This is a genomic window from Mesorhizobium sp. 2RAF45, from assembly GCF_052115225.1.
Classification (GTDB): domain Bacteria; phylum Pseudomonadota; class Alphaproteobacteria; order Rhizobiales; family Rhizobiaceae; genus Mesorhizobium; species Mesorhizobium jarvisii.
On record NZ_JBFRGG010000009.1, the window covers coordinates 166,909 to 187,509 of the forward strand.

The window sequence follows — 20,601 nt, forward strand, 5'->3', positions numbered from 1 at the left end:
CGCTGGGCGCGCCGGTCGAAGCCGCCGCTATATAGTGATATCCCCATGCAATGTCGACTCCCGGAACGTCGCACCTCGCCGGCCCCATCAGAAGGTCTCAACCCAGGGCCTGAGCTCCATTTCCCAAGTCCAGGCGCTGCGGTGCTGGCGATGGATGGAGAGATAGGCCTCGGCGATCGCGTCCGGGGACAGCCGGCGATCCTGCGGCCCGGACTCCTGTCCGGACGCGGCCGAGGCAATGGCGCCATCGATGATGAAATGCGCGACGTGGATGTTCTTCGGCGCCAGTTCACGGGCCATGGACTGGGCCAGCCCGCGCAAGCCGAATTTTGGCATGGCAAAACCGGCGGAGCCGGCGAACCCCTTCACGCTGGCCGTCGCGCCGGTGAAAAGGATCGAGCCCGATCCTCGCGCGACGAGCCGGCGAGCCGCCTGCTGGCCAACCAGGAACCCGCCATAGGCCCCAACCAGCAAAGCTTGACGGACGGCCTCGGGATCGAGCTCCGCTATTGGTCCGCGGGCGCGTCCGCTGGCGTTGAAAATCACCAGCGAGAGCGGGCCGGCCTTGTCGGCGACATCGAACAGGTGCTCCACCGATGCGGGATCGGAGACATCCGTTGCCACGGCCTGCGCGCCGGTCTCGGCCTGCAAGGCACCAAGCTTCTCAATGTTGCGGGCGGCCAGAACGACGCTGAACCCTTCCTTCGCGAGGAGGCGCGCCAGCGAGGCGCTCAAGCCGGAACCCACACCGGCGATGATTGCGACATTGGATGTCATGAAACCTCTCCTTCTTTCCACGGGACTGCGGTCGATGGCAGGCGAATGAGCTGTGGTGAAACTTGCCGGATCGGCGCGCCGACGGCAACGCGCAACGTGGCTAGAAAAAGGCCGGGCGCGAAACCGGCCCGGCCAAAAAGAAGGTCATAACCTTCAGAGGGGAACACCGCTCGGTGAAATGGGAGGAAAACACCGAACGGATTTTTCTCTTTTGAACCGATTCGCGGGTAGATACGACGAATTGTTTTCCAAAGATCGGACAGAATGGCGAGAATCCTATCCTTTGTTCGCCAGGAAGCTCAGCCAACCCGGCTTTCCCCTTCGAGCAGATCCGCATAATGGCGCCGCGCGACGTCGGGATGCGAGCGCAACCGGCTTTTCAGCACATTGGTTCCGACATCGCGAAACAGCGGATTGTCCGGATCGCTGGCCGGCCCGCGCGCCTGCGCCGCCAGTTCCTCGGAAAGGCCAAGCAGCGGGATCGTCGCATCGAGTCTGGCGCTGAAGAAGAACGGCACCGAAATGCGCTCGACGCCGGCGGGCGGCGTCACGACACGATGCACGGTCGCGCGCAAATAGCCGTTGGAGGCCAGTTCAAGCAATTCGCCGATGTTGACGACGAGCGTGCCGGGAATGGGGTCCACATCCACCCAGCTGCCGTCATAATCGACCTGCAGCCCCCTATTGTCATCCTGGAGCAGCAGGGTCAGGAAGCCACCATCCTTGTGCGCGCCGACACCCTGGTCGCCGCCGGTTGCATCACGGCCGGGGTAGCGCACGATCTTCATGCGATGGTTGGGCTCGCTGCTGTAGATCGGGTCGAAGGCATCCTCGGGCTGATCGAGCGACAGGGCGAAGGCTTTCAAGAGCCGGATCGCCACGGCCGTCACCTTGCTCTGCCAGGCAAGCAGAGCCGGTTTGAGATCCGGCAGCGCCGCGGGCCACTGGTTCGGTCCCTGCAGCCGCGTCCAGGCGGGAATTCCCGGCCCTTGCGCGATTGCCTGGCGTTCAACGCCGATGTCGAGCTGCTCGCGCCAGTCCTCCTTGCCCTTGGTCAGTTCGCCGCCGGCGCGGGTGTAGCCGCGAAACTGCGAGGACTTGAGCATCTCGATCGCCCGCTTGTCGGCCTCCGGCAAGGCAAAGAACTGGCGCGATGCGGTGAGCACCTCTGTGATCTCCGCCCAGGAGATGCCATGTCCGGCCAGATAGAAAAAGCCGATGTCGCGCGAAGCGGAACGAAGATCCGCCAGAAATGTCCGGCGTTCCGACGCGCCTTGTTCAAGACGGCTCAGATCGAGCACAGGCACTATTCTGGGCATATCAAGCTCCTTTCCCAGTGCTTTCCGGATGTTGCTTGAAATTTCCGTCCGAAAAACCCAGCAGATTGAACATGCAGGCACTTTTGCGCGACCCTGGCCGCCATCATTGCGCGCTAGTCTTATCGACTTCGAATGGCCGGGAAAGGAACGATCGGCCCTTCGGCGCGGCCGTGACGAACAATTTTTCCATTCGCAGGCGCAAGCGGATGATGATCGCGATCCGAGGGAATTCAGGCGGAGTGTGAGTCGCTCTGCCTTGCGCGGCGGCTGCTTCGATATCACCGTCCCTTCAGCTGGCAAGTCCAAGGCCGTGTAGGGCGAAATATTGGTGGTCGCTCACGATTTGATTGGGCCACATCAATCCACCCTCTCATCGACCACTATGAAAATAAAGATAAAATAATATCTGCATTGTAACTATGATTACGCACAAAATCACTCGACTGAACAGTCGCTGATATTGGCGACCACCTTTCAACTACCCGTTCCTGTCGACTTGAGAGCTATTGTATCGAGGGCGACTATCCCGACCGGCGTTAATCGCTTTGGTCCCGCTCCCCTGAGGGGCCGATCGCTCAAGAGGAGATCTCGAGATGGACGGGTATGACGAATCGATGTTCGACGACCTTGCCTTTGATGAAGCGGAAGGCCCTGCCGACAGTTACGACGAATTCGACGAAATGGACGAGGGCGACGGCTTCGATGAGGCCGACGAAGGCGACGAGTTCGACGAAGGCGACGAATTCGAGGCCTCGGGCTTCGACGAGATGGACGCCGGCGACGAATTCGATGCCGGTGAGGAGTTCGACGAAGGCGACGGTTTCGATGAAGGCGATGAGTCCGACGACGATGCCTGGGACCAGGCCATGAGCTACGCGCTTGCGGCTGAAGACAGCGACGAGTTCTTCCGTCGCATCGCCCGCGGCGTGCGCGGCGTCGTACGCACCGTCAGGCGTGCCGCTCCCACAATTGGACGCATTGCTCGCGCGGTGGCACCAGTCGCCAGCCTTATTCCCGGCTACGGCACCGCGATTGGTGGCATCGCCAATGTCGTCGGCCAGTTGATGGCGGACGAAGCCTCCGAGGACGAGGCGCTTGACGCCTTCGCCGAGCTCGCGGTGCGCAATCGTGCCGCCATTCCCGTTGTGGCCGCGCTTGCGACGAGGCGAGTGCTTGGCCCGGTGGCGGTGCGCATGCCCGCGGCCGCACGCACCCAGGCGGTTCGCACCGTGCGCCGCGCCGCCACCCAGCTCGTCAATCGTGGCGGGCCGACAGCGATCCGCGCTCTGCCGCGCATCGCCAACAGCGTCCGCCGAACGGCCGTGACGCGCCGCACCCCGGCGTCTGTCCGGCCGCTGGTCCTGGCGCGTACCGCGCGCCGTGTCGCGGCGCGCGGGCACGGCCTGCGCCGGCAGTTGACCAGGCCCTTGCCGGCTGGTCGCCAGATCGTGCGCCGCACCGCGGCGGCGGTTCGCGCCGGCATGGCCCCTGGACGCAACCTGGCGCGTATCGCCGGACGGGCCTTGGGGCGGACTGCCGGCGGATGGCCAGGCGGTTGGACTGGCGGATATGGCCCAAATCACGGGCGCCGGCGGCGTATCGTGATCCGCGGTCCGGTCAGCATCACCATCCGGCCCAATTAAACCCAGTCGGTGCAACAAGAAGGATCGCGGCGATGCGCACGGGTTCTTCGACCAGGCGGTTCCTGGACACCAAGCTGCGGGCTTTGAAGGCTCGCGCACAACGCCTCAACCGCCTGACACCGAGGCGCATCGGACTTCGTCCCGAAGACCTGCCCTATGCGCCGTCGCGGGCTCACTTCCATGCCGCCAACAAGCGGCTGGCGACCATCGGCAACGCCATCAACCGGCATATCGCCGAGATCGAGCGCGTCTGGCCGCCCGCGACGGCCGAGGTCGCGCTCACCCAGATGGCGATGCTCGACCGCAGGATCGATCGGCTGCGCCGGACCTTCGGCATGTTCTTCGAGGTGATGTCGCAGCGCGGCTCGGGCTTCGCGCCGGCGCTCGCCGCCCATGATGCGATCGCCCTCGACTGCTACACGGTCGTCCGCGCGGCCTTGCCGGGCGTCTTCGGCGGCCCGCTGCTCAAACCGCTGACCTACATGGAACACGGCTATTCGCCTGCCACGCAGCGTCGCGGTGTCGCCCTTGCCCGCTTGCTCGGCGACAGCAACCCGTTCCCGGTGATCCGCATTCCGTGGGATCGCGACAATCCCTGGCAGTCGGTCTTCCTGCACGAGGTCGCCCACAATCTGCAGGCCGACATGGGCCTATGGCAGGAGAACGCGCAAGCGGTCGCCAACCGCCTGGCCTCGATGCGTTTCGACCCGTTGGTGGTGACGATCCTGCGCCGCTGGCACAAGGAAATCTTCGCCGACCTCGCCGCACTGCTGCTCGGCGGCACCGCGTCGCTCTGGGGTATGATGGAATTCCTCGCCCATCCTGGCGCGCGGGCCCTCACCTATCGCCCCGGCGGGGCGCATCCAACCGGCTGGATCCGGGTTCTGATCTTGACCGAGATGTTGCGTCGCATGGGCTTTGCCGCCGAGGCGGCGCGCGCCGAACGCGTCTGGCGTGGCCTTTACAATCCGGCGCGCGGCCACAGGCTGCCTCCGGTCCTGCTTGCTTCGGTTCCTCGCGTCGTTCCGGCGGTGGTCGACGAGATCGCCTACCAGCCGCGCCGGGGTCTTGGGCAGCACGCGCTGGCCGACGCCATCCCTTTCACGCGCGCCGACGAAGCCCGCATCCGCCGTGGCGGAATCCAGATCGCGGCGCGGCAAGTGCCCGACCTGCCGCCACGTTTTCTTGTGTCGGCCAGCCGTTTCGCGCTGGAGGCCGGCGCCGAACCGGACGCCATTGCAAAGCTTGTCATCAGAAACCTGGCCCAGCGTCAGGCAAACCGACGGCCTACTGCGCAACCGTCCCCAGCCGCACTCGTTGCATGAGGTGAGAAGTCATGGTCGACGTATTTACAGCCGCCGCCAGCCCGGTCTCGAAATTTCGGTCTCCTGCCACGGTTGCCGTGGACAATCTGCTGCGCAAGACGCTTCGCGTCAGTGACCCGCGCGATCCCGACCAGATCGCCAACGCTCTCTTGAACTTCTATCCCGAGGAAGCAGACAGGGATCGACGCGAACAAGCCGGCCTGCCTTATTCGAGCGTGCCCGACCATGTGCCGCAAGCCCGCAACACGGGCCCGTCTTCCGTCGAGATGGCACAGGCGCAGGACGATCTCGAACGCGACCTGCAGACGCTTTCGACCTCCTCGCCGCTGAAGGACATCCGCATCGAGATGATCGGCTGGGGCCGCTCGATCCGGCAGCTCGCCAATGATGGGCTGGCTGCCGCCAGGCTCGCTCTCGATTCGGTCAATCACGACCGTGCCATGTCGGCGCGCCGCCAGCTCGGCGAGTATTCGCGCCTGGCGCGCTATGTCGGCACGCTCACCGACGGCAGCGCCATCCTGTTCAGGCGGTTTGCCCAGAGCTGCGATGTGCTGGCCGGGCTCATTCTTGTCGCCATCGGCGAGGGGCTGGCGTCCAACGGCATCACCCGCAGCACCTCGATCGTGCGTTCGGCCGCCGGAGAACTGCAGGCACGCCGCAACGCCGTCATCATGGCGCTGCGCAGCCTGACCGGTTCGGTCGAAAGCACGCTTGGCCAGGAAGACTGGCCGCGCGGCATCGAGGCCTACCGAAATCTGGTGCAGCAGCTGGAGGCCGGCGGCCAGGCTGATCTGCGCGCGCTGCTGGAAGAGAACGCACTGTCGCAAGCGATGGACGACCTTGTCGACCTCTCGACCGGAGCAAGCGTCGAAGGCTTGCGCGAGCTGTCGACCGCGTCGGCGATGCTGGTCCACCGCTTCCAGCGCCTGATCCAGTTCGGCCAGAGCATCCCGGTTCCGATCGACGTGCCGATCACTTCAGGCCCGCCGGAATCGCCGCCGCTGGTGGCATTCGTCTCCAGCCTGCAGCTGTTCGTCGACGCCTTCGTCTCGAAAGGCAGCTCGCGGCTGCTCTACGTGGCGCGCCCGCCGATCATCGTCTATGGCCTCTACGGCGCCGGCGGACCGGACCAGGGTGCCATCCGCCTGATGAACCTGACCATCGCGCGCGGTTTCCTGCTCGAGCAGGTCGACTGCTTTGCCGGCTGCGGCTGCGATGACGACGACATCTCCTGCCAGGTGCTGCTGGATTACCTGCTGTTCCTGCTCGACAGAGCGATCGACCTCTATGCGGTCGGCACGGATCCAGACGGCCTCGGCGAACAGGAAAGGCGGGCTACCGCCGTTGGCCTCGCCATCGGCGCGGCGCTGGACCTGACCGACCAGTTGAAGAATCCGGGCGTGCTTCTGTGTGAATTCAGCGACAAGCTGAAAAACAAGCTCGGTGTCATCCGTGATGAGTTGCTCGACCCATTCGGCGCTCCTGGGGCTTGGGACCCGGGCCTGAAGTCGCTGATGGTGCGTGAGCTGCGTATCGCCTACCAGGCTGAGGACCAGACGGAACGCCTGGTGCGTTCGCTGACGCCGCAATGCGACTTCAACGTCTTCAATTTCCGCAACAATCAGTCGCTGATCCGCTGGATGATCCGCGCGATCCTCCAGGATATGTTCGGCCTTGGCACCAATCTGCCGAGCCCGGTCCAGATGCCCTCGCCGATCGCCAGCTCGATGGCGAGCATGGGTCAGAACCGTCCCGACTACTGGTCGGCCTGAGCTGGCAGGAGAGGAGCACGACAATGGCTGCGAAGATTCCGTTTCCCTACCACCCGGCCAACAAGTTCCACGCCGGGGTCAAGGCCCGCTTCGAGATCGAGGCCGAGACACCGCAATCGATCGATAGGCTGACCGACACGGTCGTCACCAGCGGCGACGGGACCATGACCGCCATCGGCGACGTTGCCAGCGCAATCAGGGAGTTCCCCGATGGAAAACGGTCGAAGCAGATTTTCGACCGGCTGATAGCCGCGATCGAAACCATTGCGACTGGACTGCCCGATGGCGAAGCCATCGACAAGAAGCTCGGCGAGATCACCACGGCGATCAACAGGTTGGATGAAACGGTGCAGTCGCTTGGTCTGCGCGACAAGGACAATGTCACGGCGCTCTATGCCGCCGCTGTCGACACGTCGGGCGACATTGTCGGCCGGACGATCGCTGGGCGTTGGTTCAACCAGGCAAAATTCGCGTCGTTGCAGGACATCGTGGCATTCCAGAAGGGCAAGCCGCAGGAGAATCGCCGCAACGAGTTCGTCAAGCGCCTGCGCGATGCCAACACGTTCAGTGGCGGCCTGCCGTCGGTCGTCACCGATAGCGAACTGGTTCGCTTCTTCGACCTCGCGCCAGCCGTGATGAACGCGATCGCCGCCAGCCAGGACGCAGCGTCCGGCGGCCAACAGCCGCCAAGTGCCTGAGAACCCAAGTGCCTGAGATCCCAAGTGCTTGAGAAACCAAGTGCTTGAGAAACCAAGTGCCTGAGAACTATGAGCAGCCAATTCGAGCAAGATGAGGTCTGATTATGGCTAGTGAATCCAACCAGGTCATCCAGCGGCTGTTCCAGCGCTTCTTCAGGGACGAGCTGGCGGGTTTGTCGCCGGCTGACCGCGCCGCTTTCGAGAGCGAATTCGAGGGTCGTTACGGGGAACTACTTGATCGCTCGTCCAGTGCCAAGACCACCAGTTTCGCCGACCTGGTCGGCTTCGGCGACGGACCGATCAAGCCGTTCGATTCGCTGCAGATGCCGCTGCTGCGCAACGATTTCGACGAATCGATCATACCGCCGCAGCTTCAGGCATCGGCCGAGCTCTACTACATCTACCAGATGGACCGCATGAAGCTGTTCCAGGTGGTCGATGTGCTGCGCCGGCTGTTCCAGAACGGCCAGATCCGCATCCAGCGCGGCCCCGGCGCGCGCGGGCTCTACATCCTCGAGAAATGGCGCCCCATCCGCTACAAGCGCCGCGACCGGCTGATCGCCTATCGACGCGTCTTCAACTACGGTCGCGCCCCGGTGCCCGCCGGAGCCATCGTCAACCGCAGCTTCCACTTCCAGCTGGTCGCCTTCATGAATGCGATGTCGCAGTACTTCCAGGATCTGACCATCGGTCAGGTTATTCGCGGCAGCTCCACCATCAACGACCGGCCCTTCGCAGCGCTGGCCACGGTGCAGCGCGTCGGCACCGACCTGCGCTATCACCTCGACCGTTCGAGCTATGGCAACATCCTGGCCCTGACCCGTGAAACCGGACAGTACGTACAGCAGATCTTAGAGCTGTTCGACGCACCGGACATCAAGAAATCCTTCGACGCCAACACCAAATGGGACGTTATCGAAGCCGTCGCCAACCGTCATCTGGGCGGCGCTACCGAGATGTCGGAACGCGCCAAGATGGCCGATGCGGGGCGCAGGATCCTGCAATACATCGCCGAGAACGATTTCCGCACGACGATCACGCCGGAGGAGTTCGACGCGGACGCCAAGAAGATGGGCGCGCAGGCCGACGCATGGCTGGCGGCCTACCGGCTGACACGCGAAGGGCGGCGCTTCCCCGGCCTCGACGGCGATCGGGTGCACTGGTCATATGGGCTGAACCGCAACACCGCGTCGCGAATAGCCGCCTGAACCGTTCGCCGGGACTGAAGGGTGTCTGCGATGGATCACCAACTTGCTCTTGCGGGGCGTTTCGCGGCCAAGCCGCCGAACATCGTCATCGACGCCCCGCTGGCGCTGTCGCCGATGGGGCTGCTTGTGACGGTAACGCTTTCGCAATCAGCGCGGGTGTGGCTGCCGCGCGGCTTCTACACCTTGCTCGACAACGACGAATACTATCGGCGCCGGCCCGATCAGTTGGGAGGCGGCTGGCTCGCCCCCGGCACGCGCGATGCCATCCTCAGGGAATTGACCCTGGAGCTCGAACCGTGGCGCCGGGCGTGGCAGAACGGCCGCCTGTCATCGCGGGTGCACTGGATCGGCGACGCCCAGTATGAGAGCGCGCTGCCCGAGCGCGAGGAAACAGCCCTGTTACCGCGCTTTGAAGGCTGCTGCGCCGCACTTGAAACACGTCTTGGCGATGCGGCCGGCACCGCCGCTCCGCTCGACGAATGCGCGCGCGACGTGATCGCGCTCTCCGCCGCGCTTCAGCCCGATAGCACCTACATTATCACCATCGCCGGCAATGACGGCGCCAGGCCGCCATTGTGCGACTATCTCGAGCGGCTGGCATTCCCCGCCAAACGCCATCCTGGAGCAACCCCCGGATGGTCCGGCCCGGCGCTGTGGCCCGCCGCGGCTCCAATCGCCGCGAGCGGCCGCAATGCGGCGATCGTGCAGGTGGTCGCCCCGGTCATCCTGGCGCTGCCCGACGGATGGAGCGAGACCGACTGGGCGCTAGAAGATCCGGCCGACCACGATGACGGGACGCCGGACGATCCCTGGCGCAATGCCTGCGCGCTCTGGTACGATGTCGTGCCGGCGGAGGCCGCGGCATGAAACCGCCCCGCATCCACCCGGTGCATGGGCTGCGTACCAATGCGCGCGACCTGGTGATGATCAGCGTCGCCGGACAAGTGGCATCGCCGACCGAGAGGGGCACACCATGGCGCATCGGTTACGACGGCAGGCCGCGCTCGCTGCCGGGTACCGGCGGCATCGTGCTCAACCATCGCGTCGGCGACCCCTGTGTCGGGCTGGCCGGCGACCATGTCGAACCGGCGGTGTCGATCCGCAACGAAGCGCGCGCCGCCGGCGGCAACCCTGACGCCGCCAACCAGGCGCTGCAGAGCTATTCCTGCGTCGGCAACCACGCCATCGTCACGTCAGGACGCGCGGTCGGCGCACGCGGCGTGGTGACCGGCAAGCATGGCGGCGTCGACACCGTGCTGATCGACTTTCCGCTGCCGGCGATGCGGCAGATGGCGATCGGCGACCGCATCCAGGTCTGGGCCTACGGGCTTGGCCTGCGCCTGACCGACTATCCCGACGTCGCGATCTGGAACTGCTCGCCAAGGCTGCTGGCGCGCTGGCGCCCGGTCGAGCGCAACGGCAGGATCCACGTCAAGGTGACGCACCGCATCCCTGCCCGCGTCATGGGCTCGGGCCTCGGCCGCAACAATGTGCTGCGCGGCGACTACGACATCCAGATGTCCGATCCCGGCATGGTGCGGCGCTACAAGCTCGGATCTCTGCGCTTCGGCGACATTGTCGGCATCATGGATGCCGACAACCGCTATGGCCGGTCGCGGCTTGGAGGACATGTGTCGGTTGGCGTCATCGTGCACAGCGACTCCACAGTCGCGGGTCACGGCCCGGGCGTCGTCTCGCTGCTTTCGGCGCCGGCCTCTGTTCTCCAGCTGGAGCTCAGCCCGGACGCCAACATCGCGCGCTACCTGGACATTCGCCCACCCCGACCGGCACGGCCGTCCTTTCCCTTGCCGACCGTCGAGCAGAGGGAACGAACCGTGGCAAGGCTGCGCCGGCGGGCGACGGCATCGGACGCAAGCATGGTGGCCGGATCCGGCTAGATCCGAGCCCGAGCGGAAAAACGAGTTACGAGAAAGGGATCGGCATGTCATATCTCGACGAACAACTCGACGCGCTGGTCAACGAGGCCGCGCAAACAGTCGCTCACCGCTCGCCATGCGGCTGCGCGCGCTGTCGCCGGCAGCAGGGCTTTCGCGCCGTCGAGGTCAGGCGCCGGCATTTTCCGAGTTGCGGCTGCGGCAGTTGCGGAGACGTCGCTTCCTTCGACGAGACAGCCACACGGCGCGGGCGCACCCCGAGGCCGGCACGCGGCCAGACTTCGGTGCGGGCGCGCGGGTCACAACTGCCGGGCTGGCGCGGCTGGACGCCGCCGGTCTCGCTGGCGGCAATCGACGCGGCGCGCACCGCCGCGAGCCGGGGCGGATATGTCGATGCTCTGCTGCGGCCGTTCCTGGCACCGGGGCCGCAGGTCTATCGCATCACCCGCGCCGGCATCGACCGCGACCGGCCGCTCAGCATCGGCATGACCAAGGGCAACAATTCGATCGCGCAGAGAATTGTCGAACACTACCGGCAGCCGAGCCGGGCCGACCCCAGGGTAAACACCGCGATCCGCAATCTGCAGCCGGGCCAGATCCTGGTCCAGGCAGCCCGGCTCACCCGCCAGGCCATGCATCCAAGGCGGGCCAGGAACTACGAAGGCTGGCTGCAGGACCGGGAGCGCCCGCTGCTCTACAACCCCAACAGCACGACATTCGATGAAACGGCGCTGATGCGCAACAGTTGAACCAAGGGAGATTCCCATGCACGGGCAAGCCGCAACTCATGCAAGGTCGGTATGGGCCGACCTCGACGCCATCGTTCTTCAGGAGGTCAAGGCGCTGCGCGCCGCGTCGCCGCGCCCAGCTGAAATACCCTTCGGCTCCGACGAGGAATTCATGGATCGCGCGGCGGCCTATCTCGAAGGCCGTGGCGACGAGGCTCATCTTCTGATGGAGCGCCTGCGCGGCCTGCTTGGCCTCACTGCAAGTGCTGGCGCGGATCAGGCCGAGGCGTCGCAAGAGCCCGCGCATGAAGGTGGGATCGATGATGCAGCGCAACCGGGAGCCATGCCGGCGGATGCCGCCTCGCCGGGAGCCGAACACGAGCAAGAGACATGATGCTGTTCTCGACCGCGCCATTCGAACTCGACCGGCTAGCGGACGAAGCGGACTATGCGGTGGTTGGACCGACCGACGGGCGCGCCAGGGTCACCCACACCAACCGCTTTCCGCACAGCGCGGTCTGCCACATCGAGCGCGATTTCGGCGACGGCAGGTTGACCGGCTGTACCGCCTTCCTGATTTCGCCGACGCGGCTGTTGACCGCGGCGCACTGCATCACCAGCCCGATCCGTCAGCGGCTTGGCCTGCCCAATCTTGCCGTGCGCATTCGTGTCACGCCGGGTCGGGCCTCGCGTGACGCGCGGCCCTTCGGCTGGCAATGGGCCAAGCAATGGCACGTCAACCCGCCTTACCGCCGCCGTCCGTCAGGCCTGCACGATGTTGGATTGATCGAACTCGAGCGGCCGTTTTCGCCATCGCCCGGACACTTCCAGCTCTGGTCGCCGAACCGTCAGGACCTCGAGCGGCTTCGCACCACGCGTCTGCTGCACATTTCGGGTTATCCGGCCGACAAGCCGGACGGCACGCAATGGGAGCATTCCGAGCGCCTGGACCGGATCACCGAACGGCAGCTTTTCTACAGTGTCGATACCTGTCCGGGGCACAGCGGCGCTCCAGTATCGATCCATCGCCAGCAGGCCGGCGTACCCGTGGTGATCGCGGTTCACACCGCCGGTCCACGTCCACATTCGGGTGGGGCCTGGGGATGCCGGCCCGGCGTGCCGCTTGCCCCAGCGGGCCTGTTCAACCGGGGCGTCAGGCTGACCCCCGATCTCTTGCGTTCGATCCGCGCCGGATTCAGGCGCTGAACTGGGAAAATTGACGACCCAACGATAATTTTTGGAATGCTAATATTTCGAAAAGTGCTATAGTCCAGACTATCTATGCAGCATTCATACTGGTCGCGCCGGGGTTCGGCGGCGTGGCAGTTTTGTTGGGACGCCAGGGGCTTGTGATTGTACTGAGTTTCCTGCCAACTGGGGCGTTCGGCCATGATTGCACGTGCCGAGAACTTGCAGAGACTTTCCGACTTCGCTGATGAGATTTCCGCGTCACGAAAAGAGTGCGACCCGGAAACGGATACTTCGAGCTTTGTCGTGAACGGCCATTCGCTGGTCGCCATCCGTTACGCGGACGATCGCGGTGATCCAAACAATCATGCAGATCAGCGCCGGCCAGTAGGACGCATCGTCTGCGCCGGCACGCAATACCTGATCTATGACGCCGTCTGCATGCCGGGCGCCACCGCCGATCTTCCGCTCTCGGCCGCCGAGATATTGACCCGGCGTGAGCTGCAGATAGCCCTGCTGATCAGTGACGGAAAAGTCGACAAGGAGATCGCAAGGCAGCTCGGCATCAGCGGCTACACCGTACGCGAGCATATCCGGCGGATTTTCGCGAAGCTGAATATCGGTCGCCGCTCTGCGATTGCATCCTGCGTGCTCGCGGGTCGGGCGGACTTTCGCCAAGACGCGCGATAGGGTCAGTCGAACGGCTTTTCGAGGGATCCCCGCCGTCCTCGTCGAGATCCGGCAGGATTTGCTGGCGAGCCGGGCCGGCATCGAGGAGTGGGCGAACCGGCTGGCGACGGCGCTGCCCGCGCATGAGACCGAGACGGTTTCGTGAGGACCAGCGCCTGACGCGGTGGCAGTCCATGTGAACTGAGCCGCTGAAGAGCCAGACCCATGGCCATGCGAAAGCCCACGCCTGTGGCGGAGACGCGGGCTTTTCGTCACTGCCATGCGGGCGGCTCAGGCGGCCTGCTGGCTTTGTTTCGGCCGCAAATTCTGGTTCATGCGGAACAGGTTCAGCGGGTCATAGCGCTGCTTGATCTCCAGAAGCCGCTGGTAATTGCCGCCATAGGCCGCTTCCACCCGGTCGACCTCGTCCTCAGGCATGAAGTTCACATAGGCCGTGCCGGCAGCATAGGGCTTGGCCGCCTCATAGAGGCCGCGCGCCCAGCCGATGCAGGCCCTGTCCATTGCCGGTTCGCGCCAGCGGGCATGAACATTCATGACGAAGTGCGAGCTGCGTTGCGGAAACGCCGTCGCGTTCTGCGCCACACGGCCCGCCGCACCGCCGACATGGCCGATGAATATCTCGCATTCCGGGCCAGGAAGCTCACGTATCGCTTCGGTGACGACCTCAACTGCCCTGTCGGAGAGCTCGGTGAAGTCGTGGCTCTTCCAGTAGTTACGGGCGCCGGGGGCGAGCAATGGGTCGAATGCCTGCTGCCAGCCGGCAAACGGGTTGGGGCCAACGACATCGGCAATCGGCGAGCCGATGGCGCGAAGCTTCTTCGTCGCCTTTTCACCCGCCTGGAGATCACCGCAATAGCACATGGCCAGCACCAGAACATCCTTGCCATGCCACTCCGCCGGCAGGAAGGGCAGTGGCGGCGCTTGCCGCATGACCACCCAGCAGGTCAGTTCGTCGGGCGCTGTTTCGAGCGCGTTGCGATACTCCTCCAGCACCTTCTCGGCATCGGCGAAAGGATGCACGACAAGCCCCGACAGAACCTGGGGACCCATCTGGTGGAGCTGAAACTCGAATGCCGTGACAATGCCGAAATTGCCGCCGCCGCCACGCAGTGCCCAGAACAGGTCGGGATTTTCCGTCTGGCTGGCGCGCAGCAACTTGCCGTCGGCGGTGACGACATCGGCGGAGACCAGATTGTCGATGGTCAGGCCGAATTTGCGGGTGATCCAGCCAAAGCCACCGCCCAGGGTCAAGCCCGATATGCCGGTGGTCGAATTGATGCCTGTCGGCACCGCCAGCCCGAAGGCCTGCGTTTCGCGGTCGACATCGGCGAGCGTGGCGCCGGGTCCAACCCATGCCCGCCGTGCGGCGGGATCGACCCGCACCGACTTCATCGGCGACAGATCGATCATCAGGCCGCCATCGCAGACGGCGCTGCCGGCAATGTTATGGCCGCCGCCGCGCACGGAGACGAGAAGCCTGTTTTCCCTGGCGAAATTCACGGCACGAATGACGTCGGAGGCGCCGACGCAACACACGATCAGCCCGGGCCGCCGGTCGACCGTGGCATTCCAGATGGTGCGGGCTTCGTCGTAGGCAGCGTCCCCCTGCTGAAGCAGTGTGCCGCGCAATTGTGCCGAAAGCGCTTCGATGGCTGCAGCGTCGACTGTCGTCTTGCCGCGGTCAAGCGTGGTGAGGCTCATGGTGTTCATGGTTTCCTCCCGATTTGCTTATGAGCCGATCTCCTTCAAACGCCTTCAATTCTGCTCTTATATTAGGCATCGCGCAAGTTATGAGCCAGACGGTGGGCCGCCGAATGACGCGCATCAACGGACGAAAATTCTGGCGTGCATGTCACACTGGCAGATGCTGCTTCGTCATGTGGTCGGCACCAACAGAAGGAAGCCCACCATGACTGCAAAAATCGACCTCTTCGCCGCTGCCCCTTCGCTGATGAAGAACTGGCAACGCTCTTCGATCGAGCTCTCCGCCGCCGCCAGTCTCGAGCACAGCCTCACCGAACTGGTGAAGCTGCGTGCCTCGCAGATCAATGGCTGCGCCAACTGCATCAATCTTCACGCCACCGAGGCGCGTGAGAACGGGGAAACCGAGCAGCGCATTTACCTTTTGCCGGCCTGGCGCGAGGCGCCCTGCTACAGCGACCGCGAACGCGCGGCACTTGGCTGGACCGAGGCCTTGACCCGACTCTCGGAAGGTACCAGCCATGCAAGCGCCTATGACGAGTTGAAGGTGCATTTCACGGAGGAGGAGCAGATCAAGCTCACCTTGACGATCAACATCATCAACGCCTGGAACCGTATCGCTGTCGGTTTCGGCCTCTATGCCGACCCGGCTGCCGTGAAGGCCGCCCGGGTGGCCGCGGCGTGATGGCGAGCTCAGCGCCTGTCGACGCCGCTGCGGGGCTGCGCCCCAAGCTCATGCGCGTCGCCTACCGCATGCTGGGTTCGGTGTCGGACGCCGAGGACGTCGTGCAGGAGGCCTTCATCCGCTGGATGAAGGCCGACCGCGCCGCGGTGCGCGAGCCCGAGGCATTCCTGCGCCGCACGGTGACGCGGCTGTGTCTCGACCAGCTCAAATCCGCGCGACGCAAACGCGAGACCTATGTCGGCCCCTGGCTTCCCGATCCCGTTGTGGAAGAGGACGAGGTGGAGGACGTCACCTTGCCGCTGATGCTGGTGCTGGAGCGCCTGTCTCCGCTCGAGCGTGCGGCCTTCCTGCTGCACGATGTGTTCGGGCTTGGGTTCGACGAGGTCGCGGCCGCCATCGAGCGCGACCCGGCGGCCTGCCGCCAGCTCGCGGCCCGGGCACGTGGCCATGTCCGCGAGGCGCGGCCCCGCTTCACGGTGGAAAGGCAACGCGGCCTAGCGCTTGCGAGGCCTTCTTCAAGGCCTCGCGCAGCGGCGACATGAAGGCGCTTGGCGCCATGCTCGCGACCGATGTCATCGCCCATGCCGACGGTGGCGGCAAGCGTCCGGCGGCCACCCAGCCGGCCCTGGGCTTCGATGCCGTCATGAGACAGTATGAACAGGTCGCGGCCTGGTTGCGCACGCATGGCTCGAAGCTTGTCCGCGTCGGTTTCATCAACGGGTTGCCGGGGTTCGTCACCCTGGAAGCCGATGGCGAATTCCAGACCACCGCACTCGACATCGAAGACGGCAAGATCGCGGCCATCTATGTCGTGCGCAATCCCGACAAGCTCAGACATCTCCACTAGGCGCCGCTCAGGCCAGCCCGAACTGCTCCACGGCGCGCATGATGCCACGCAACTCGGCGAGACCCTTCAGCCGGCCGATCAGCGAGTAGCCGGGATTGATCTTCTTCTTGCCGATGTCGTCGGCAAGAAGGTGGCCGTGGTCCGGCCGCATCGGGATGCGCCAGTCGGCACGGCCCTCCTTGCGGCGGCGCGCCTCCTCCTGCATCAGAGCGAGGATGACATGCGCCATGTCGGTGCCGCCCTCGAGATGCTCGGCTTCATAGAACGAGCCGTCCTCCTCGATGGTGATGTTGCGCAGATGGACGAAGTGGATGCGGTCGGCGAATTCCTTGACCATGGCGACAATGTCGTTGTCGGCGCGCGTGCCGTAGGAGCCAGTGCAGAAGGTCAGCCCATTGGCCGGGCTGTCGACGGCGTTGAGGATGGAGCGCGCATCCTGCGCGGTGGAAACGACGCGCGGCAGGCCATAGAGCGAAAAGGGCGGGTCGTCGGGATGGATGCACATGCGCACCCCCTCCTCTTCCGCGACCGGAATGATCTCGCGCAGAAACCAGGCGAGGTTGTCGCGCAACTCCTTCGGCCCGATTCCGTCATACTCCGCCAGAGCCTCGCGGAAACTGTCGCGGTCATATTTGCGCTCGGTTGCCGGCAGGCCGGCGATGAGGTTGCGCTCGATCTGATCGACCTGCTCCGACGTCAACGCCTTCAGCCGCTTCTCGGCTTCGGCGATCCGCGCCGGCGTATAGCTGGCGGCGCCGTTCTTGCGCTGCAGCACGAAAAGATCATAGGCGGCAAAATCGACGGCGTCGAAACGCAAGGCATAGCCGGTCGTCGGCAGGCGATACATCAGGTCGGTGCGCGTCCAGTCCACCACCGGCATGAAATTGTAGCAGATTGTTTCGATGCCGGCCTTGGCGAGCGTGCGGATGCTGTCGCGATAGTAGCCGGCGTAGCGCTCGCGTTCCGGCGCGCCGATCTTGAAGGAATTGTGGACCGGGATGCTTTCGACCACCGACCATGTCAGGCCTGCGGCCTCGATGATCCGTTTGCGCTCGAGCACATCGGCTTCGGGCCAGGCTCTGCCGTCGTAGATGTGGTGAAGCGCCGAAACCACGCCGGTGGCGCCAGCCTGTCTGACATGATCGAGTGTCACCGGATCATCCGGACCATACCAGCGCCAGCACTGTTCCATTGCAACTTTCCTTTTTGCGAGAGACCGGCAACCTATTGTTTGACACCGATGAGTGTCAAACTCAGAACCACGTCTTGATAGCGCATGAAGGAGCTCCCGCGATGAAGGATTTCGACGGCAAGGTGGCATTGGTAACGGGGACGACCGGCATCGCGCTCGCTACCGCAAGGCGGCTGGCGCAGGGCGGTGCGGCGATCATCGCCTGCGGCATCGATCGGGCCGCCAATACCGCCCTGCAGGAAAGCCTTGCCAAGGCCAGAGCGGACGCGCTGGTGCAAACAGTCGACGTGTCCGTTTCCGACCAGGTGCGTGACGCGGTCGCGGCCGGCGTCAAACGATTCGGCGGCATCGACGTCATCGTCAATTCCGCCGCGGTCCATCCGTACGGAACCGCGACGACGACCGATTGGGAAACCTGGAACCGGGCGATGACGGTCAATGTCGGCTCGATCTACCTGACCGCACATTTCGGCATTCCGGAAATGATCAAGCGCGGCGGCGGCGCCATCGTCAACGTCGCTTCGGTGCAGGGCTTCGCCTGCCAGCAGAATGTCGCCGCCTATGCCACGACCAAGGGCGCCATCCATACGCTGACACGCTCACTGGCGCTCGACTACGCGGCAGCAGGCATAAGGGTGAATTCGGTCAGCCCGGGCTCGATCCGCACGCCCATCCTGGAGAAGGCCGCGCGTGGCGACCACGGCAGCGACGCCGATGTCGAGGAAGCCTACAAGCGCTTCGGCGCGGCTCATCCGCTTGGCCGCATCGGCGAGCCGGAGGAAGTGGCGGAGTTGATCGCTTTCCTGTGCTCGTCCAAGGCCGGCTTCTGCACCGGCGCCGACTACAAGATCGACGGCGGCCTGACCGCCGGCATCGGAGTGAAGTAGAGCCTCGGCGATCGGCTTGGCTTCGCCGGAGCGATGTTCAGGGGATCTGTGACCGCAGCGTCCGCAGGGTGATCGAGTAGCGATGCTCGGCAAGCGGCGGAATGCTGTGTTCCCACTCCGTGCGCGAAGGTCCCGTCATGAGATAGGCCGATCTTGGCTCGACGACGATGGTCCGACGCTCCCACCGGTCACCGCTCTTTCGCCGAAGCCGGAAGCTGCAGGGCGCCAGCAGCGAGATGCCGGCGACATCCTCGAAATGCGGCTTGTCGCGATGCCAGCCGATACCGGCGCCAGGCCGGTATTCATTGATCAGCACCTGCGCGAAAGCCTCGACGGGCCGGCGCGCAAGGGCCGCGACCCTCTCGCGCACAGGCAGCAGGAAGTCGGGGATCGGCAGCGCCTCGACGACTTCGCGCCGGTCATAATCGTAGCTCATGCCAAACCCGACGACACGCCGGTTTGCCAGATGGCCATGGAAATCGAACGCCTGGAACGGCAGTCCCTCGAGATGCCGGGCAAGCTCTGTCTCTTCCTGCGGCGTGATCAATCCCGGCTGGTAGGCAAAACCTTCGGGCAGATCCTGTGCGGCACCAAAGAGATCATGCTGGAATGCCGGAGTGCGACCGGTGGCTTTCGATTTGAGTGACGACATCTCGCCTAGATGGTGAGGGCCGAGCCGCAGAGCAATATCGGGTCGCTCTTGGGTGCGCGACAGATAGTGCTGTGGCGAAAGGCAGGGAACCGGACCATTTCTGGCGGATTTATCTGGCTGAGCAGTCAGGTTGCCAACATGCCGTCGACCGCGATCCGGAGCACACAATACGATCCCGCGACCAGAATCCTCTCCGTCTGGTTCGTGCCGAGCGGCCATCGCTACGACTATGCGGACGTTGCCCCGGCAACCTATGCCGCTTTCAGGAAGGCTGCCTCGAAAGGCCGCTTCTTCAATGAATTCATCAGGGATCACTACAGCTACCGCCGCGTGGCATGACGCTGGCGGCAAGATCGTCTTTTGCGCAAACCTTTTCGTCCGACGCGCGTTGTTCTTCCTCGAAGCCGAGGAGACAGACATGCAGAGCAAGACAGCCAGCGAAGCCGCCAAGCAGCGTCGCATCCAGCGTGGCATCGATGCCAGGGACAAATCGAAAGGCAACGGCAAGGGCCAGCACGCCATGCAGGCCGGCGCCCGAAAATATCCGGAGCCACCCTTTCCCGAGCAACATCATCCCAAGCCGGGGGATGAATGGGCGATCGACCCGGCGCCGCTCTACGACGCGCCCTTCTATCTCGGATCGAAAAAACTCGAAGACAAAGTCGCTCTCATCACCGGCGGCGATTCCGGCATCGGCCGTTCGGTGGCGGTTCTGTTCGCGCGCGAGGGCGCTGACATTGCGATTGTCTATCTGGCCGAGGACAGGGATGCCAAGGCGACAAAATCCGCCGTCGAAGCGGAAGGACGGCGCTGTATCCTGGTGAAGGCAGACGTCAGCGAACGCGACCAATGCCGCAACGCGGTGGCGCAAACGGTCAAGGCATTCGGGCGCATCGACGTGCTGGTCAACAATGCGGCATTCCAGATTCATTCAAGCGAGTTCGCCGAACTGACCGAAGAGCATTTCGACACGACGCTGAAGACCAACCTCTACGGCTATTTCCATATGGCACAGGAAGCCGTGCCGCATATGAAGCCGGGCTCGGCCATCATCAACACCGGTTCGGTCACCGGCATAGACGGGTCGAAGGCGCTGGTCGACTACTCCATGACCAAGGGAGGCATCCATGCCTTCACCCGCGCCCTCTCCGGCAATCTTCTCGGCAAGGGCATCCGGGTGAACGCGGTTGCACCGGGTCCGGTATGGACCCCGCTCAACCCTTCGGACAAGGAAGCCGGTGACGTTTCGAAGTTCGGCGCGGATACACCGATGAAGCGGCCGGCGCAGCCGGAAGAACTCGCACCGGCCTATGTGTTTCTCGCCTCGCCGCATTGCTCGAGCTACATCACCGGCGAGATATTGCCCGTGGTCGGCGGCTACTGAGGTCAGTGCA

20 protein-coding genes and 1 pseudogene are annotated in these 20,601 nt (G+C 64.4%); 16 read left to right on the forward strand and 5 right to left on the reverse strand.

What is annotated here, in order from left to right; all coding sequences use genetic code 11:
* Positions 1-87: 87 nt before the first annotated feature.
* The gene (locus AB4Z43_RS22605) at positions 88-777 is read right to left on the reverse strand and encodes an SDR family NAD(P)-dependent oxidoreductase (RefSeq protein WP_441938983.1); all 690 of its coding nucleotides are present in this window, start codon (positions 775-777) and stop codon (positions 88-90) included.
* A gap of 299 nt (positions 778-1,076) precedes the next feature.
* Positions 1,077-2,096: an isopenicillin N synthase family dioxygenase gene (locus AB4Z43_RS22610; protein ID WP_019860041.1), complete on the reverse strand. Its 1,020-nt coding sequence runs from the start codon at positions 2,094-2,096 to the stop codon at positions 1,077-1,079.
* A 593-nt stretch (positions 2,097-2,689) separates the two neighbouring features.
* On the opposite strand from AB4Z43_RS22610, the gene AB4Z43_RS22615 reads away from it, so the two are divergent.
* From AB4Z43_RS22615 to AB4Z43_RS22665, 11 genes are all read left to right on the forward strand, one after another.
* On the forward strand, positions 2,690-3,739 hold the full coding sequence (locus tag AB4Z43_RS22615; RefSeq protein ID WP_441938984.1) for a hypothetical protein: 1,050 nt from the start codon (positions 2,690-2,692) through the stop codon (positions 3,737-3,739).
* A gap of 32 nt (positions 3,740-3,771) precedes the next feature.
* A complete protein-coding gene (locus AB4Z43_RS22620) occupies positions 3,772-5,064 on the forward strand; it encodes a hypothetical protein (protein WP_441938985.1) in 1,293 nt (430 codons plus the stop codon).
* A gap of 11 nt (positions 5,065-5,075) precedes the next feature.
* Positions 5,076-6,836 (forward strand): hypothetical protein, encoded by a 1,761-nt coding sequence (locus tag AB4Z43_RS22625; RefSeq protein ID WP_441938986.1) that lies wholly within the window; start codon positions 5,076-5,078, stop codon positions 6,834-6,836.
* Positions 6,837-6,859: 23 nt separating this feature from the next.
* Complete coding sequence (locus tag AB4Z43_RS22630; protein ID WP_441938987.1) at positions 6,860-7,534, forward strand: hypothetical protein; 675 nt, start codon at positions 6,860-6,862, stop codon at positions 7,532-7,534.
* Positions 7,535-7,638: 104 nt separating this feature from the next.
* Positions 7,639-8,742, forward strand: a complete 1,104-nt coding sequence (locus tag AB4Z43_RS22635; RefSeq protein ID WP_441938988.1) for a hypothetical protein — start codon at positions 7,639-7,641, stop codon at positions 8,740-8,742.
* A gap of 30 nt (positions 8,743-8,772) precedes the next feature.
* On the forward strand, positions 8,773-9,609 hold the full coding sequence (locus tag AB4Z43_RS22640; protein ID WP_441938989.1) for a hypothetical protein: 837 nt from the start codon (positions 8,773-8,775) through the stop codon (positions 9,607-9,609).
* Entirely contained in the window at positions 9,606-10,640 is a 1,035-nt protein-coding gene (locus AB4Z43_RS22645; RefSeq protein WP_019860048.1) for a DUF4438 domain-containing protein, read from the forward strand. Before AB4Z43_RS22640 ends, AB4Z43_RS22645 begins: the two co-directional genes overlap by 4 nt.
* Positions 10,641-10,684: 44 nt before the next feature.
* Positions 10,685-11,386 carry a hypothetical protein gene (locus tag AB4Z43_RS22650; RefSeq protein ID WP_441938990.1) on the forward strand — a complete coding sequence of 234 codons (702 nt, stop codon included), beginning with the start codon at positions 10,685-10,687 and terminating at the stop codon, positions 11,384-11,386.
* A 16-nt stretch (positions 11,387-11,402) separates the two neighbouring features.
* On the forward strand, positions 11,403-11,759 hold the full coding sequence (locus tag AB4Z43_RS22655; protein WP_441938991.1) for a hypothetical protein: 357 nt from the start codon (positions 11,403-11,405) through the stop codon (positions 11,757-11,759).
* Entirely contained in the window at positions 11,756-12,571 is an 816-nt protein-coding gene (locus AB4Z43_RS22660) for a trypsin-like serine peptidase (RefSeq protein WP_441938992.1), read from the forward strand. The genes AB4Z43_RS22655 and AB4Z43_RS22660 overlap by 4 nt, the downstream gene beginning before the upstream one ends.
* 183 nt (positions 12,572-12,754) lie before the next feature.
* Complete coding sequence (locus tag AB4Z43_RS22665) at positions 12,755-13,243, forward strand: response regulator transcription factor (RefSeq protein ID WP_064986423.1); 489 nt, start codon at positions 12,755-12,757, stop codon at positions 13,241-13,243.
* Between the two features lie 270 nt (positions 13,244-13,513).
* Here AB4Z43_RS22665 and AB4Z43_RS22670 read toward each other — a convergent pair whose 3' ends face one another.
* On the reverse strand, positions 13,514-14,953 hold the full coding sequence (locus tag AB4Z43_RS22670; RefSeq protein ID WP_019860053.1) for an FAD-binding oxidoreductase: 1,440 nt from the start codon (positions 14,951-14,953) through the stop codon (positions 13,514-13,516).
* A gap of 199 nt (positions 14,954-15,152) precedes the next feature.
* Here AB4Z43_RS22670 and AB4Z43_RS22675 point away from each other — a divergent pair, with 199 nt between their 5' ends.
* On the forward strand, positions 15,153-15,629 hold the full coding sequence (locus tag AB4Z43_RS22675; RefSeq protein ID WP_069093325.1) for a carboxymuconolactone decarboxylase family protein: 477 nt from the start codon (positions 15,153-15,155) through the stop codon (positions 15,627-15,629).
* Positions 15,629-16,476 (forward strand): annotated as a pseudogene (locus tag AB4Z43_RS22680) (sigma-70 family RNA polymerase sigma factor). Before AB4Z43_RS22675 ends, AB4Z43_RS22680 begins: the two are co-directional and overlap by 1 nt.
* Positions 16,477-16,483: 7 nt before the next feature.
* On the opposite strand, the gene uxuA reads toward AB4Z43_RS22680, so the two are convergent.
* Positions 16,484-17,668, reverse strand: coding sequence for a mannonate dehydratase (gene uxuA / locus AB4Z43_RS22685; RefSeq protein WP_441938993.1), 1,185 nt, complete (start codon positions 17,666-17,668; stop codon positions 16,484-16,486).
* A 101-nt stretch (positions 17,669-17,769) separates the two neighbouring features.
* Between uxuA and AB4Z43_RS22690 the strand changes: the two genes are divergently transcribed.
* Complete coding sequence (locus AB4Z43_RS22690) at positions 17,770-18,555, forward strand: SDR family NAD(P)-dependent oxidoreductase (RefSeq protein WP_038644862.1); 786 nt, start codon at positions 17,770-17,772, stop codon at positions 18,553-18,555.
* A gap of 37 nt (positions 18,556-18,592) precedes the next feature.
* Here the strand turns inward: AB4Z43_RS22690 and AB4Z43_RS22695 are convergent, their stop codons facing one another.
* On the reverse strand, positions 18,593-19,207 hold the full coding sequence (locus AB4Z43_RS22695) for an alpha-ketoglutarate-dependent dioxygenase AlkB (RefSeq protein WP_202360571.1): 615 nt from the start codon (positions 19,205-19,207) through the stop codon (positions 18,593-18,595).
* Between the two features lie 138 nt (positions 19,208-19,345).
* On the opposite strand from AB4Z43_RS22695, the gene AB4Z43_RS22700 reads away from it, so the two are divergent.
* Both AB4Z43_RS22700 and AB4Z43_RS22705 read left to right on the forward strand, forming a co-directional pair.
* The gene (locus AB4Z43_RS22700) at positions 19,346-19,546 is read left to right on the forward strand and encodes a KTSC domain-containing protein (RefSeq protein WP_027047184.1); all 201 of its coding nucleotides are present in this window, start codon (positions 19,346-19,348) and stop codon (positions 19,544-19,546) included.
* 79 nt (positions 19,547-19,625) lie between these two features.
* Positions 19,626-20,591, forward strand: a complete 966-nt coding sequence (locus AB4Z43_RS22705; protein WP_027047185.1) for an SDR family oxidoreductase — start codon at positions 19,626-19,628, stop codon at positions 20,589-20,591.
* The last annotated feature ends 10 nt before the right edge of the window (positions 20,592-20,601 follow it).